Here is a 14,375-nt window from a genome sequence, read left to right as displayed (position 1 = left end):
GGGTCGTATCCGTCAGGACCACGGCACCACGAGGGCGCCCCAGGCGACCACGGGGCCTGCAGCGACGATGCCGCAGGTGTAGCCGAGCACCTTGCGGTAGAAGCCGCGCCGTTCCACGCCGCGCGCGTTGCTCAGCACCAGCGCCCCGTTGGTGGAGAACGGTGAGACATCGACGATCGTGGTGGAGACCGCGAGAGCGGCGATCAGTCCGGTCGAGCTGAGTTGGCTGGACAGCAGCAGTGGAACCGCGATCGGGATGATCGCTGTGAGGATCGCGGTCGAGGACGCGAAAGCCGATGTGACGGCGACCGTGAAGCACAGGAGCAGGGCCACGACGAGCGGGGTTCCGAAGTCGGCCGCGTGCTCCGATATCTGCTCGATGATCCCGGCGTGCTCCAGCATCGCGATGTAGGTCATCATGCCGCCGACCAGCAGCAAGGTGTGCCAGCTGATGCCGTCCACGGCTTGCTCCTGACGCTTCATGTCCAAGAGGGCCAGCAGCGCGCCGGCAGCCAGGGCCAGGACGCCGATCTGCATCTGGAAACCGAGGGCACATACGACCAGGGCGGCGAGGGCGGCCAGAGTTGCCCCCTGATGCCAGGTAGCTCGCTCTGTCTTTGCGTCGTCGCCTGCCGTCGACTGCTCGAGCCGTGTCGTCGGGTCCGTCGCCATCGTGCGGCGGCGCAGGGTCGCGAAGGTGAGCAGTGACAGAAGGAGATTGACGGCGAAGCTGGCGAAGAACAGTGTGGCCGGGGCGACGGACAGCTCGGTGTCGTCGACCATGCCGAGCACCAACGCGCCCGAGACGGCCATGGGAGAGAAGGCCCCGGCATGGGCACCGCTGATCACCATCATCCCGGTCATGAGCGGGTTGATGTCGTAGCGGAAGGCGAAGTTCATCGCGATGGGCACCAGGATCGCCACCGCAGCGGGAGTGAAGGTGCCCAGCGAGGTCAGCACTCCGGCGAGCAGGAACAGCACCCATGGGATCAGGGCGGTCCTGCCCCTCACCAGGCGGACTCCTGCGGCGACCAGCAGATCGACCGTCCCGTTCCGGCGGGCGACGGCGAACAAGTAGGTGACGCCGACAATGGTGAGGAAGAGCTCCACGGGGAAGCCCTCGAATATCTGCTCCTCCGTCATGTTCAGCGCGGTCGTACCGACGGCGAACGACGCGACGAAGGCGAGGATGCCGATGTTGATCGGTAGGACAGTGCCGACGACGAACATGACAAGCAATGCGCCGACGGAGATCAGCTCAGGAGACATCATTGTCCTCTTTGTCCTGCGGGGCGGGGCGAAGTGGGGCAGGGCCTGATCGGCCGATGGCGTGCCGGTGAGGGAAGCACGGCGAGCACGGTGACAGACAGCCTCGAAGGGCTCCATAAGACCCGGCGGAAGCAGTTCGCTCGCCGGGGCGAGCAGAGTCAGGCAGCTGCCGGAAGGGCGAGGTCGCGTACGAGAATGCGGGCCTGGCACAGGATGCGCGCGGCACGGGCGACGGTGACCCGTTCGGGTCCGGCGGCCGTGACACCCGAGGACTCAACGGCCAGGACGCCTGCCGGGGTCCCGATCCGCAGCACATGGCTGCCGGGCGCCGTGGAAGCCTGGACCACCACGGTGTCCTCGATGAGGTTGGCCGCCGCCACGGCGACGGCGGAGGTGAGGCCGATGGCCGGGTGGGGCGAGTGCATGGACAGCATGCGCACGGATACGTCGTACTCGTGCGCGGCCACGGGCTCGCCCAGGGTGGTGGTGTAGGCGCGGGGAGGGCCGACGAGCCCTGCCTTGGGCACCGCGTCGCCGGGCTCGGCGCCAGGTTGCACCAAGCCCATCCTGACGGCGGCGGCATGCCGCGCCGCGCGCAGCCAGGGCACCTCGGCGCGTACCTGCTCCAGCGTCTCGACTCCGGTCCGGTCGGCTCGCAGCGCGTCCACGAGGACGACCGGGGCCCCGGCGTCCACCATGCTCACATTCAGCAGCTGCTCGCCGACCGCAAGTTCTTGGGCCGGCAGACCGGTCGGCAAGAGGAGGCCCGTCGCTGCCCCCGCGGGATGGCGGAAGGAGAGTCCCACCGGCACACCGCCGGCGAGGGTGCCCGGGACCGTGCGGTCGCCGAACTCCTGGACCCGGCCACCCGGTGTGTCCACCTCGGCTTCCAGTACCGCGCCCGTGTTGATGTTGCGCATGACGACTGGGGTGCGGTCTTTCTTGAGCGGCACCAGACCCTCGGCCACCGAGTAGAGGGCTATGGCCGTCGCGCAGTTGCCGCAGTTGCTGCCCCACTCGACCGTGCCGGTACCGATGCCGACCTGGGCGAAGAGGTAGTCGATGTCGACGCCCTCGCAGGCGCTCGCTCCCACTATGGCCGCTTTGGACGTAGTGGGGGTGGCGCCACCGATGCCGTCGAGTTGAACGGGGTCTTCCGCACCGTAGGCGCCGACCAGGATGCGTTCGATCCGGTCGCGGTCGGTGGGCATGTGGACCTGGGGGAAGAGCCAGCACTTGCTGGTGCCACCTCGTACCAGGGTTGCGGGAACGTGCATGTCAGAGCGTCCTTCTCTCAGCGCATCGGGTGCGGGGCCGCTGCGTTGCGCAGACTCTCGCAGAGCCTTTGGCTTGAGCACAATGTCTCGTTTCTTGAGTAGGGTTTAGCTGAGCTAAACTCACTTCATGCTCAACGTTCGCCGCCTGTTGCTCCTCGCTGAGGTTGCCGAGCGCGGTTCATTGACCGCGGCCGCCGAGGCACTGTCCATGACCACTTCAGCGGCCTCCCAGCAGATGTCCCTGTTCGAGCGCGAGGCCGGACAACCGCTGATCGAGCGACTGCCACGCGGCGTGCGCCCCACCGCGGCAGGTGCGGCGCTGGTCGAGCGAGGCCGCGCCATCCGCCGTGAAATGCAGGCGGCGGAAGCTGATTTGGAGGCTTTCGGTCATCTGGACCGGGGTGTGGTGACCCTCGGCTCCTTCCCGACCGCCAGCGCCTCCCTGCTCCCGCTGGCCCTGACCCGCTTCCGCCGAGCCCACCCGCAGGTGCGCACGGTCGTGCGTGCGGGGGTTCTCGCGCAGCTGCGGGAGATGCTGCACATCGGCGAGGTGGAGCTGTCGCTGCTGTGGGACTACGACTGGAACCGCGTCGACGACGACCAGTTGATCCTCACGCCGCTTCTCGAGGACCCGACGGTGCTCGTCGTGCCCACCAGTTCCCCACTGGTCAGCTCCGATCACGTAAGGCTGTCCGACCTGGCGGACCAGGAGTGGATCATCCGCGCGGAGAACCATCCCGTCGCGGACGTACTGCGCCGGGCCTGCCGGCAAGCGGGGTTCGAGCCGCGCATTGCCTACGCCTCCCACGACTACCAAGAGGCACAGGCCATGGTGGCCGCCGGGCTCGGCCTGGCCCTCGCTCCCCGGCTGGCCCTGACCAACCGACGCAGCGATGTACGTCTCCTTCCCCTGTCTCCCACGGTCACTGCCCGTTCCCCCCAGGAGCAGGCGGCCGGTGAAGTCCCTCCGGTCCGCCGCATTCTGCTGGCCAGGTCGGCCCAGCGCGCCGTCACCCCCGCAGCCCAGGCGATGGCCCGAGTGCTGCACACCGTTGCCCGCGGCTTCACCGATCCCGGCCTGGACCGCCCCCAGTTGGGCGCGGTGCGAGCGAGGTGACCAGCAGGTGGTTCACGCTCCCGCACGCGGCCGGCAGGCGCACAGTTGAGCGCCAGTTGTGGCACGCGCCCCCGGAGCGAAGAAGCTCCGGGGGCGCGTCGCGCCGTACGTGAGTCAGGCCTTGCGGGTTAAGGGGCGGTGCCCCACAGGAGCCGGCCGTCGGAGTAGACGCCGATCTTCGGTGCGTCCGTGTACGAGGTCGCGGTGCCGTGGCTGTAGTCGTCGGCCTCGTTGAAGTTCGACCAGTCGCTGCGATGCAGCCGCAACTGAAGGTCGCCCGTCGAGGCACCCGCGGCGAGCGTGCCGCCGGTGACGTTCACCTTCAGGTAGCGGTTGGCCCCGGTCGTCGTGCCATTCGTCGACACCGAGTGGGTGAGGCTCGAGCAGCCGATCTGCGCCCAGTCACACCACGTCGTGTACGAGGACGCCGAGTCGTCGAACCAGTAACGGATCTCGACATCCTTCAGACTCCGCGCACTGCTCCCGGTGTTGACCAACTGCAAGTTCATCCCGATGGCGTTGTCCGTCAGGCTCGTATCGCTCGTCTTGTACTGCACCTTCAGATTGCCGGTGCCGGTCCCGCCGCCGGGCTCAGTGGTGACGGTCACCGGGCCGGTGGGCGGCGAGGCGTTCCCGGCCGCGTCCAGGGCGCGCACGGTGTAGCTGTACGCGGTGGACGCCGTCAGCCCCGTGTCGGTGTACGTCGTGCCGCCCGTGGAGCCGACGCGCGTGCCGCCGCGGTAGACGTCGTACGACGTGACGCCGACGTCGTCCGTGGCGGGATCCCAGGCCAGCGAGGCGGACGACGAACTCGCCCCGGTGGATCGCAGGTTGCGGGGCGCGATCGGCGGCGTGGTGTCCCCGCCGCCCGAGCCCTTACTGGCGTCGAACGAGAAGGAGTTCACGCCAAGACCCTGGCCGCCCTGCCAGATCTCGAAGCCGGCCTCGGCGTCGATCAGGTAGTGCGCGGGATTGATCTGGCCACGTGCGGTGGCGTCGTCGACGAGGCGCTTCACGTCGAGGTCGGCCACCGCGGTGGCGCCGCCCTGCAGCACGTACGAGATGACCTTCCACCCGGAGGCGCCGGGACCGGTCCACACGTCCCACGTCCGGCCGTCCGCGGTGAACGTCGCCGTGCGGGACCCGATGGGCTGGACTCCTCCGCGGTGGTTGATCCAGATCATCACCTCGGTGCCGTCCGGCTGGTCGTCGGTGGTGGGCGTGGAGTTGAACCACAGGTCGTACGCGGCGTTCCAGGCACCGGAGGCGACCTGCGTGGTGTCGAACGTCGAGCGGGCGCTGCCCAGTTCGCTCACCCGGATCGGCAGGCCGCTGTTCGCGGTGCACGCACCCCAGTGGCAGCCTTTGTAGCTGGACGGGTAGGTGGCGGGCGGCCCCGCCGTGGTGAGCGAGAAGTTCGCCTCGGTCACCTTCCAGGCGCCGGTCGTGGTGTCCACGCTGACGCACTGGCGGGCCGAGGAGTTCCACTCGTTCTGCTGGTACGTGTACGCGCCGTCCTGCATCTCGGTGGTGCCCCACTGGGTGCAGTCGGTGACCGGCGCGGCCGCCGCCGGGCCCGCGCCGGTGAACAGCGCGAGCCCGGCGAGCAGGACGCCCGCGGCGGTGGCGGCGAGGGCGCCGCGCAGGTGCCGTCCCATCACGGCGCCGTCCCCCAGACGAGCTCGCCGCCGACATACGCGGTGATCTTGGAGGCGTCCGCGAAGGACGAGTTGATGCCGCGGCTGTAGTCGTCGGCCTCGTTGAAGTTCGACCAGTCGCTCTTGTGCACGCGCAGCTGTATCTCGCCGGAGTCGCCGCCCGCGGCGACACTGCCCGCGCCGGCGCTGAAGCCGACCTCCAGATAGTGGTCCGCGCCCGCCTTGGGGCTGCTCATCGCGACCACCCGGTGGGTGATGTTGGCGGCGCCGAGCATCGCCCAGTCGCACCAGGTGGTGTACGTGGACGGGCCGCCGTCGCCGGTGAAGTAGTAGCGGACGGTCACCGTGGAGAGGCTGAGCGCGCCGCCGCCGGTATTGCCGACCTTCAGGGACATACGGATGGCGTTGTCGGTGGCGTTGGGGTCGGTGCTCTTGTACTGGACCTTGGCCCCGCCCGTACCGCCGCCCGCCTTGGTGGTGCCGGTGACCTCGGCGGACAGTGCGGAGGCGTTGCCCGCGGCGTCGCGGGCGGCGACCCGGTAGTGGTAGGCGGTGGACGCGGAGAGCCCGGTATCGGTGTAGGTGGTCGCGGTCGGGGTGCCGACCGGGGTGCCGTCGCGGTAGACGTCGTACGCCGCGACGCCCGTGTCGTCGGTGGACGCCGTCCAGCTCAGCGACACGCTGGTACCGGTCGTCGCCGTCACCGTCAGGCCGGTCGGGACGGTCGGCGCGGTGGTGTCACCGCCGCCGGGGCCGCCCTCGTCGCCGAGGAGCTCGGCGTACGAGGCGAAGGAGAGCGCAAGGGCCGCCTGCGCCCAGAAGCGGTGGTAGGTGAAGACCGGCGGGGCGCCGCCGTCGAGGTACGTCTGCACCTTCGACCAGCCCGGCTCCTGCTTGAGCCACGGCCGCATCCCGATGAAGGTCGTGCCGGAGCCCAGCTTCACGCCCTGCGGGGAGGTGCCGGACCAGCCCGCAGGGACGTACACCGGGTCGTCGAAGCGGTCGTAGTCGCGGCGGGTCTCGGGGACGGCGATGCCCTTGGCGTCGGCGTGCTCGGCCATGGCGTCGAGCAGGGACTTGGCGAGTCCGGCAGCGTCGGCGTCCCCGGACTTCGCGGCGTAATAGATCAGCGTCATGGACAGCGCCGCGCCCACACCGACGTCGTCGCCGTAGTCGACGACCGATACGTGCAGGCCGGTGTTGGCACCGGGGTTCGCGGCGCTCCAGGTGTCGGGGGCACCGGTCCAGCGCAGGGTGGCGGGGAAGCGGTAGCTGCCGTCGGCGCCGACGGTGGTCTCCTCGGAGGCCCAGGCCACCCACTTGTCGAGGACCGCTTTGGCGGTCGCGTTGTTGGTGACGTAGTAGTACTGGGCGACGCGTTCCATGCACCAGACCTGGAAGCCGAACCAGTTGTTGCTCGGCGGGTCGTGGTAGACGGGCTGCCAGTCGTACGCCATGCCGTAGAAGGTCGGTGTGCCGGCCGGCGGGGTGCCGTACTGGCCGTCCCAGCTGTTGGAGCAGCCGCCGGCGAGCCCGCCCTCGGAGGACTGCAGCCAGCGCAGGAACTCAAGCTGCCGGGTGAGCGACTTCTGCCAATCGCCCTTCGCCGTCGGTGACTTGGGGGTGAGGGCGGGGATGGTGGACAGCGCCCAGGCGGCGAGGGGGTTCTGGTAGCCCTGGTGGGCGATGCCGTCGCCGATGCGCCAGGCCCAGCCGCCGCCGGTGCCCGCGGAGCCGCCCCAGGCGTAGTACCAGGACAGCAGGTAGTGCTGCGCGTCGCGGCCGGAGGCGGCCTGGCAGCCCGTGGGGCTGGTGCAGTTGCCTATCTTCTTGAAGTACTTGTCGAACATCGAGTAGCGCAGGTAGTCGCCCATCTTCGCGGCCTTGGCCACGGAGGAGGAGACCTGGCTCGCCTTGCCCTGCGCCGTCGCCCACGTCAGCGCCCAGTACGCGGCCTGCACGGCGCGCGCGTCGGCGTCGGGGGCGTTGGTGTACTTCCACTGCTTCGCGTACGAGGAGTCCTTGACGAAGAGGTCGAGGTAGCCGTTGGGGCCGCCGTACTTGAAGAGGTCGGTGCTGGGCTGCGGGATGGTCTCCCAGACCGACTCCTGCGCGCCGCGCTGGTAGCTGTTGATGAACGACGCCATCTTGCCGGGGCCGAGCTCGTCGCCGGTGCCGGGCTTGTTGCCGAAGCCGTAGACGTTGTCGAGGTCCATCAGCCAGTGCATGCCGTAGACGTCCATCGTCCCGTACGCGGAGGCGAGTTCGGCGGCGATGGGGTCGGAGCCGACGGAGACGGAGGAGTTCAGCTCGGACGGGTAGCTGGTGACCTGCGGGTGCTCGGGCGCGTAGGTGGCGGGCTTGGAGGGGGTGTACGAGTCGTTGGTGGGCTGGTCGATGTGCGGCGGGATGATCGAGGCCTCGGCGACCTCCCAGGACTTGTTGAACGGGGCCCAGTCGCCGGTCACCCGGCCGTACGCCGCTTCCAGCCAGATCCAGAAGCTGAACGCCTCGGAGGTCGTCTGGTGGCCGTGGTCGGGAGCCTCGACGATCAGGGTCTCGGCGCTGTGGTAGGGGATGCCGTCCGGGCTGAAGTAGCCGCTGTCGGGGCTCTTGATCTTGTTGTACTGAGTGAGGAAGGCCTCCGTGTAGGGGCCGTCGGCGGCGGCCGCTTGTGCGGCGGACCCGGCCGGGGCCTCGGCAGCCTGCGCGAACGCCTGACCGGCGCCGAGGGCGACGAGTGCGCCGCCGGTCACGCCGACGAAGGAACGCCGGGAGAGTAACGCGGATCTTTCGGATCTTTCGGGCACTTCGGGGTGTGCGGACACAAGTCCTCCAAGAGGGGTCCGGGTGGGAGTGGTTGCACGTTCCGGGCGGGCGGGGCCTGCCGCCCGCCCGGAACGTGGTTCAGGGGGCGGTGCCGTAGACCGTCCGACCGTCGAGGTGGACGGTGATCTTCGACGCGTCCGCGAAGGACGTGTTCGTACCGCGGCTGTAGTCGTCGGCCTCGCTGAAGTTCGACCAGTCGCTCTTGTTGAACCGCAGTTGCGCCTCACCGCTCGAGCCCCCGGGGGCGAGGCTGCCCGCCGTGGCGGCGAAGCCCACCTCCAGGTAGTGGTCGGCGCCGGCCGTCGGGCTGCTCATCGCGACGACCCGGTGCGTGAGCGTCCCGCAGCCGAGCACCGCCCAGTCGCACCAGGTGCTGTACGTCGTGGCGCCGGACTCGCCGCTGAAGTAATAGCGGACGGTCACCTCGGAGAGATCGACGGCCGAGTCGCCGGTGTTGACCAACTGCAGCCCGGGCTTGATCGAGTTGTCACCGGCGGACTGATCGTTGTTCTTGTACTGAACCTTGAGAGCACCGCCGCCTGTCCCCCCAGGCTGCGTCGAGGCACTCACCGGAGCGGACTGCGCCGAGACGTTCCCGGCGGCGTCGCGGGCCCGCACCGTGTAGGCGTACGTGGTGGAAGCGGCGAGCCCGCTGTCGGTGAAGGACGCACCGGAGGCCGTCCCCACCTTCGTGCCCCCGCGGAAGACGTCGTACCCGGTGACGCCGGTGTCGTCGGTGGCGGCGTTCCACGCCAGGGAGACGGAGGCCGAGGTGGTGCCGGTCACCCGCAGCACCGACGGCGCGCTCGGGGCCTGGGTGTCGACCGCGCCGGTGTCGCCGAGGGCCTTGCGGATCGCGTCCATGACGACGGGCTTGGGCTGCAGGTTCCCGTCCCACGGGAGGGCCGAGCCCTCGCCGTCGAAGACGCCGGGGATCCAGGAGTACTTGTCCGTGTAGTCCCAGACCGTGATCCCGACGCACCGGGTGACGGCCAGGCATGCCTCGGTGACCCGGTGGTAGTAGTCGGCCTGGGTGGCCTCTTTCGCCGAGTCCTTCGGCAACTGCATCCGCACGTCGAGCTCGGTGACGGCCACGTCGAGGCCGAGGTCGGCGAAGCGCTGGATGTTCTGCTGCATCTGGTTCGGGAATCCGTACTGGATCGCCAGGTGTGCCTGCAGCCCGACGCCGTCGAGCGGCACGCCTGCCGCCTTCAGGTCGCGGGCGAGTGCGTAGAGGGCGTCGCTCTTCGCGCCGAGCCCCTCGACGTTGTAGTCGTTGATGTACAGCTTGGCGTCGGGGTCGGCGGCCCGGGCGGCGCGCAGGGCGTGAGCGATAAAGTCTTTGCCCATGGCGTTGTGGAACGGCGAGTTGCGGAAGCTGCCGTCCTCGTCGAAGGGCTCGTTGACGACGTCCCAGGCGAACACCTTGCCGCGGTAGTGGCCGGCGACATGGGCGATGTGGTTCTCCATGGCGGGGCGCACCTGCGCGGCGGGCAGCTGCCCCACCCAGCCGGGCAACTGGCTGTGCCACACCAGGGCGTGGCCGCGAACGCTCTGGCCGTGCGCCTGGGCGAAGTTCACGATCTGGTCGCCGCCCGTGAAGCTGAACTGCCCCTGGGTGCGCTCGGTGCTGTCCCACTTCATGGAGTTGCCGGGGGTGATCGGCCCGAACTGGGAACCCAGGATCTGGGTGTACGGGGCGTCGGACAGCTCCCCGTTGTCGGTCGCCGAGCCGAAGTACCTGCCCTTGGCGTCGGCGAGCTGATGCAGCGTAGGCGGCTCGGCCGCGAACGCCGTCGACGACGTGAGCCCGATCGCGGCCGCCGCGAGGGCGAGGGTGGCGATCAGGGCGGCGATGCTCCGAGACGCCCGTCTTCGGGCGGGGGTTATGGGCGCCAGCGTCATGCTGGTTCCTCTCTCCGAAAGTCGTGGGAGCGCTCCCAAAGTGCTGTAGCGGGGTGCACCTGTCAAGAGTGGGGTCGAAACTTGCGTGTGATCTGGCGGCGTTGTCGAGCGCGCTGTTGGACCCGCCCGCCAGGGGTTCCGCCGGAGGATTGGGTAGCGAGGCGTCCAACTGGTGTGCCCAGAAACGGTGATGCTGGTTGCGCAAGGACTTCTCGCCGTAGCCGGATACGTAGCACTGGCCGATGGCGTTGCGGCCCAGCAGGTAGTCCACTGTCTCCAGCGCGCCGGTGCGGTAGCGCTCGTTGCCGGTCAGCTCCTCGGCGACGGCCAGGACGATCGCGTCGTCGGCGACCTCGCCGTTCGAGCCCCAGAAGTAGCCGTCGCCGGGACGGGCACCGCGTAGCCCTGGCCGGCCATCCGGGACAGGTAGCCGTCGGCCGCTGCCGTTACCGCGACCTTTCACGGTTACCGTCCGCTCGTCCCGGACGGCGACCGCCTCGACTGGATCCGCGCCGCGGCCGGCGTCGACCGCGGTGAGCAGGCCGCTCCCGAGGGCCGCCACCACCATGGCGGCGACCCGGGACCATCAGCGATGCCTTCGTGGAGGGGCGGGAGCCGCGCCGCAGGTCTTTATCAGGTGCGGGTCCAGCGCTGGTTGCTGCCGTTCGAGCAGGTGTAGAGCTGGATCAAGGTGCCGTTGGCGGTGCCGGCCGAGACGGCGTCGAGACAGAGGCCGGACTGGACGCCGACGATGGATCCATCGGCGTTGAGGCGCCATTTCTGGTTGTCGGCGCCCCAGCAGCTGTAGATCTGGACTTTGGTGCCGTTGCCGGTGCCGCCGGCGTCCAGGCACTTGTTGCCGTAGACCTTGAGCTCACCGGCGTCGGTGTACGTCCACTGCTGGTTGGTGCCGTTGTTGCAGTCCCGGAGTTGGAGCTGGGTGCCGTCGGTGGTGCTGCTGCTGGGCACGTCCAGGCAGCGGCCCGACCCGACGCCCTTGATCTGTCCGGAACCCGAAGGGGGCGTGGTGGAGCCGCCGTTGAGTGCGTTGAGGACCGCGGTGTAGGCGGGCTTCTTGCTGCCGTCGCCGTTGAACAGCAGTGGCGTGTCCTGCGGGCGCCAGGAGTCGGTGTCGCGCACACCCCAGACGGTGATGCCGAGGCAGCGCGAGACGGCCAGGCAGTCGTTGGTCACGTTGGCGTAGGTCGTGGACGAGGCGCCCTGGATGTCGAGTTCGGTGATGGCCACGTCGACACCGAGGGCGGCGAAGTTCTGCAGGGTAGTGCGGAAGTTGCTGTTGTAGGGGCTGCCGCTGTTGAAGTGCGACTGGAAGCCGACGCAGTCGATCGGCACGCCGCGCTGCTTGAAGTCCTTGACCATGGCGTACATGGCCTGGGTCTTGGCCCAGGTCCAGTTCTCGACGTTGTAGTCGTTGTAGCAGAGCTTGGCGGCCGGGTCGGCGGCGCGCGCGGCGCGGAAGGCGGCCTCGATCCAGTCGTTGCCGGTGCGCTGCAGGTTGGAGTCGCGCCGGGCGCCCGAACTGCCGTCGGCGAAGGCCTCATTCACGACGTCCCACTGGGCGATCTTGCCCTTGTAGTGGCCCATCACGCCGTTGATGTGGTCGATCATCGCCTGGCGCAGGGTGCTGCCGCTGAGGCTCTGCATCCAGCCGGGCTGCTGGGAGTGCCAGGCCAGGGTGTGGCCGCGTACCTGCTTGCCGTTCTGCACCGCCCAGTTGTAGACGCGGTCACCCGCGGCGAAGTTGAACTGGCCCCGCTGCGGTTCGGTGGCGTCGATCTTCATCTCGTTCTCGGCCGTCACCGAGTTGAACTCACGGCCCGCGATCGACGTGTACGCCGAGTCGCCCAGCCTGCCCGAAGCGATGGCGGTGCCGAAGTAGCGGCCGCTCTGCGCCGCCGCGGCACCGAGCGTGCTCTCGGCGGCTTGCGCTCTCGGTGGGGCGACCAGCGCGCCGGCCGCAACCAGGACGCCGACGACCAGCGCCAACAGCAGACCGCGGGTCTTCCGGCGGATATCGGGTCTGGAAAGGGCGTACGAGCCCATGACTGTGCCTCCAAGGTAGAAATCACGGAAGGACTGACGCGCAGGGGTCGACCGGCACGGAAGGACTCCATCGCGGCTCAGCCGGGGGACCGCCACGCGGCGTCGCGTACCTCTCCAACTGCGCGAAGAGCCGGGATGCGTGGGTGCGAACCTCACCGGAACGAAACGGGGCGGCGCAGGTGCTGTGGTGCGCGGATCTGCCGTGCAGTTGTGCGGGGACATGGATCTGCTGTGCAGCACAGGGCGTCCAAGGCCGAAATGCCGGACTCTGACTGATGCCTCGGATGGTGATGATTGAGGTATTGACGACGGCTCGTCAATACTCCCCGCAGAAGAAGTTTCCGTTCCTCTCCCGAAACTTTCCGGAAGCCCAGCCAGCTGGCGGCGAACTCCTGACGTTATTGCCGATGGACGCCACACGGCCGGGTTGCGGCACTGTGCGCGGTATTTCCGGTCGGCGCGCCAGCCTGACCAACCCAAGGCGGGAGGCGCCGTTTATGGACAGACCGGCGCCAGGCCTTGACCGGAGGGTCTCGCATTCCTAGCTTGTGGCGTCAATGAATCCGGGAACTTTCCGAAATATTTTCGGGATGGCTCTCGCCCCCTACCCATGACCGCTCCGCGGTTCATCGGGGCCGCCTCGCCCCCGCCCCCGCCCCCGCCTCTCAAGGAGTCTCTGTGATGTGGTTCCGCCATCCGCCCCCGGTCCGCCTGAGACGCTTACTCGCCGTCTTTACCCCCTTGCTGCTCGTGGCCACCTTCCTCGGTGCCCATCCCGCCGGCGCGGCGACCGTAGCCCCCAACGCCTCGTACGTGCTGGTCAACCGCAACAGCGGCAAGGCCCTGGACGTCTACGACTTGGCGACCGGCGACGGCGCCCGCATCACTCAGTGGGCCAGGAACGATCAGCCCCAGCAGCAATGGCAGTTCGTCGATTCCGGGGACGGCTACTACCGCATCAGGTCCCGCCACTCGGGCAAGGTGCTGGACGTCCACAACTGGTCCACCGCGAACGGCGGCGCGCTCGTCCAGTGGACCGACCTGAACGCCACGAATCAGCAGTGGCGGCTGGCCGACAGCTCGGACGGCTACGTCAGGCTCATCTCGCGCCACAGCAACAAAGCCCTCGAAGTACAAGGCGCCTCCACCGCCGACGGCGCGAACATCGTCCAGTACGACGACTGGGGCGGCACCAACCAGCAGTGGAAGCTCGTCAAGGTCGGCGGGGACACTCCCGGCGCCTGCGATCTTCCGTCGACGTACCGCTGGAGCTCCACGGGCGCGCTGGCGCAGCCCAAGCCGGGCTGGGCCTCGCTCAAGGACTTCACCGTCGTCCCGTACAACGGCAAGCAGCTCGTCTACGCGACGACGCACGACACGGGGACGAGTTGGGGTTCGATGAACTTCGGTCTGTTCACCAACTGGTCGGACATGTCATCGGCCGGCCAGAACACGATGTCTTCCGCCACCGTCGCGCCCACGCTCTTCTACTTCGCGCCGAAGAACATCTGGGTGCTCACCTACCAGTGGGGCGGGACCGCCTTCTCCTACCGGACATCGAGCGACCCCACCAACCCGAACGGCTGGTCATCACCGCAGGTGCTCTTCTCCGGAAGCATCACCGGCTCCGGAACAGGACCCATCGACCAGACGCTGATCGGTGACGGGACGAACATGTACCTGTTCTTCGCCGGTGACAACGGCAAGATCTACCGGGCCAGCATGCCGATCGGGAACTTCCCGAGCAGCTTCGGCGCGAACTCGACCGTGGTCATGAGCGATACGACGAACAACCTGTTCGAAGCCCCGCAGGTCTACAAAGTCCAGGGCCAGAACCGCTACCTCATGATGGTCGAGGCGATCGGCTCGCAGGGCCGCTACTTCCGCTCGTTCACCGCCACCAGCCTGAACGGCTCGTGGACACCCCAGGCCGCGACCGAGAGCAACCCCTTCGCCGGCAAGGCCAACAGCGGCGCCACCTGGACCAATGACATCAGCCACGGCGAACTGCTCCGCACCAGCGCCGATCAGACCATGACCGTCGATCCCTGCAATCTGCAGCTGCTCTACCAAGGACGCAGCCCCAACTCCGGCGGCGACTACGGCCTCCTGCCCTACCGTCCGGGTCTGCTGACACTGCAGCGCTGACGGCGGCGTGACACGGCCCCGGCTCCGTTGTGGAGCCGGCGTGGGGGGGGGGGGGGCAACGCCCCACCCCCCCCCCGCCCCCCCACACCCCCCCGGCCACATGGCACC

Annotated in this window: 8 protein-coding genes and 1 pseudogene; 2 read left to right on the top strand and 7 right to left on the bottom strand. The window is 68.8% G+C overall.

Translation table 11 applies throughout. The features are described 5' to 3' along the window. Positions 1–12 precede the first annotated feature (12 nt). Both ACWGIH_RS27545 and ACWGIH_RS27540 read right to left on the bottom strand, forming a co-directional pair. Entirely contained in the window at positions 13–1,272 is a 1,260-nt protein-coding gene (locus tag ACWGIH_RS27545; protein ID WP_453450463.1) for an SLC13 family permease, read from the bottom strand. Positions 1,273–1,427: 155 nt separating this feature from the next. Further along, positions 1,428–2,546 (bottom strand): PrpF domain-containing protein, encoded by a 1,119-nt coding sequence (locus ACWGIH_RS27540; RefSeq protein ID WP_453450462.1) that lies wholly within the window; start codon positions 2,544–2,546, stop codon positions 1,428–1,430. A 127-nt stretch (positions 2,547–2,673) separates the two neighbouring features. On the opposite strand from ACWGIH_RS27540, the gene ACWGIH_RS27535 reads away from it, so the two are divergent. Continuing rightward, on the top strand, positions 2,674–3,663 hold the full coding sequence (locus ACWGIH_RS27535) for a LysR family transcriptional regulator (RefSeq protein ID WP_453450461.1): 990 nt from the start codon (positions 2,674–2,676) through the stop codon (positions 3,661–3,663). Positions 3,664–3,791: 128 nt separating this feature from the next. On the opposite strand, the gene ACWGIH_RS27530 is transcribed toward ACWGIH_RS27535, so the two are convergent. The 5 genes and pseudogenes from ACWGIH_RS27530 to ACWGIH_RS27510 form a co-directional block, all read right to left on the bottom strand. Continuing rightward, positions 3,792–5,321 (bottom strand): GH12 family glycosyl hydrolase domain-containing protein, encoded by a 1,530-nt coding sequence (locus tag ACWGIH_RS27530; RefSeq protein ID WP_453450460.1) that lies wholly within the window; start codon positions 5,319–5,321, stop codon positions 3,792–3,794. Then, a complete protein-coding gene (locus tag ACWGIH_RS27525) occupies positions 5,321–8,077 on the bottom strand; it encodes a glycoside hydrolase family 48 protein (RefSeq protein ID WP_453450459.1) in 2,757 nt (918 codons plus the stop codon). The genes ACWGIH_RS27530 and ACWGIH_RS27525 overlap by 1 nt, the downstream gene beginning before the upstream one ends. 151 nt (positions 8,078–8,228) lie before the next feature. Next, complete coding sequence (locus ACWGIH_RS27520) at positions 8,229–10,055, bottom strand: endo-1,4-beta-xylanase (protein ID WP_453450458.1); 1,827 nt, start codon at positions 10,053–10,055, stop codon at positions 8,229–8,231. A 178-nt stretch (positions 10,056–10,233) separates the two neighbouring features. After that, a pseudogene (locus tag ACWGIH_RS27515) lies at positions 10,234–10,623 on the bottom strand (glycoside hydrolase family 9 protein); the annotation flags it as partial. A 65-nt stretch (positions 10,624–10,688) separates the two neighbouring features. After that, the gene (locus ACWGIH_RS27510; RefSeq protein ID WP_453450457.1) at positions 10,689–12,119 is read right to left on the bottom strand and encodes an endo-1,4-beta-xylanase; all 1,431 of its coding nucleotides are present in this window, start codon (positions 12,117–12,119) and stop codon (positions 10,689–10,691) included. Between the two features lie 681 nt (positions 12,120–12,800). On the opposite strand from ACWGIH_RS27510, the gene ACWGIH_RS27505 reads away from it, so the two are divergent. Beyond that, positions 12,801–14,267, top strand: coding sequence for a non-reducing end alpha-L-arabinofuranosidase family hydrolase (locus tag ACWGIH_RS27505; protein WP_453450456.1), 1,467 nt, complete (start codon positions 12,801–12,803; stop codon positions 14,265–14,267). Positions 14,268–14,375: the final 108 nt, after the last annotated feature.

The organism is Streptomyces sp. NPDC054872 (assembly GCF_053610705.1).
The sequence above is the reverse complement of the archived record's forward strand: the minus strand, read 5'-3'. Positions and strand labels throughout refer to the sequence as shown.

Excerpts from the sequence above, each read along its gene's own strand:
- ACWGIH_RS27510 (WP_453450457.1), bottom strand. The coding sequence starts at position 12,119 with ATGGGCTCGTACGCCCTTTCCAGACCCGATATCCGCCGGAAGACCCGC.
- ACWGIH_RS27545 (WP_453450463.1), bottom strand. The coding sequence starts at position 1,272 with ATGATGTCTCCTGAGCTGATCTCCGTCGGCGCATTGCTTGTCATGTTC.
- ACWGIH_RS27505 (WP_453450456.1), top strand. The coding sequence starts at position 12,801 with ATGTGGTTCCGCCATCCGCCCCCGGTCCGCCTGAGACGCTTACTCGCC.
- ACWGIH_RS27530 (WP_453450460.1), bottom strand. The coding sequence starts at position 5,321 with ATGGGACGGCACCTGCGCGGCGCCCTCGCCGCCACCGCCGCGGGCGTC.
- ACWGIH_RS27540 (WP_453450462.1), bottom strand. The coding sequence starts at position 2,546 with ATGCACGTTCCCGCAACCCTGGTACGAGGTGGCACCAGCAAGTGCTGG.
- ACWGIH_RS27535 (WP_453450461.1), top strand. The coding sequence starts at position 2,674 with ATGCTCAACGTTCGCCGCCTGTTGCTCCTCGCTGAGGTTGCCGAGCGC.
- ACWGIH_RS27520 (WP_453450458.1), bottom strand. The coding sequence starts at position 10,055 with ATGACGCTGGCGCCCATAACCCCCGCCCGAAGACGGGCGTCTCGGAGC.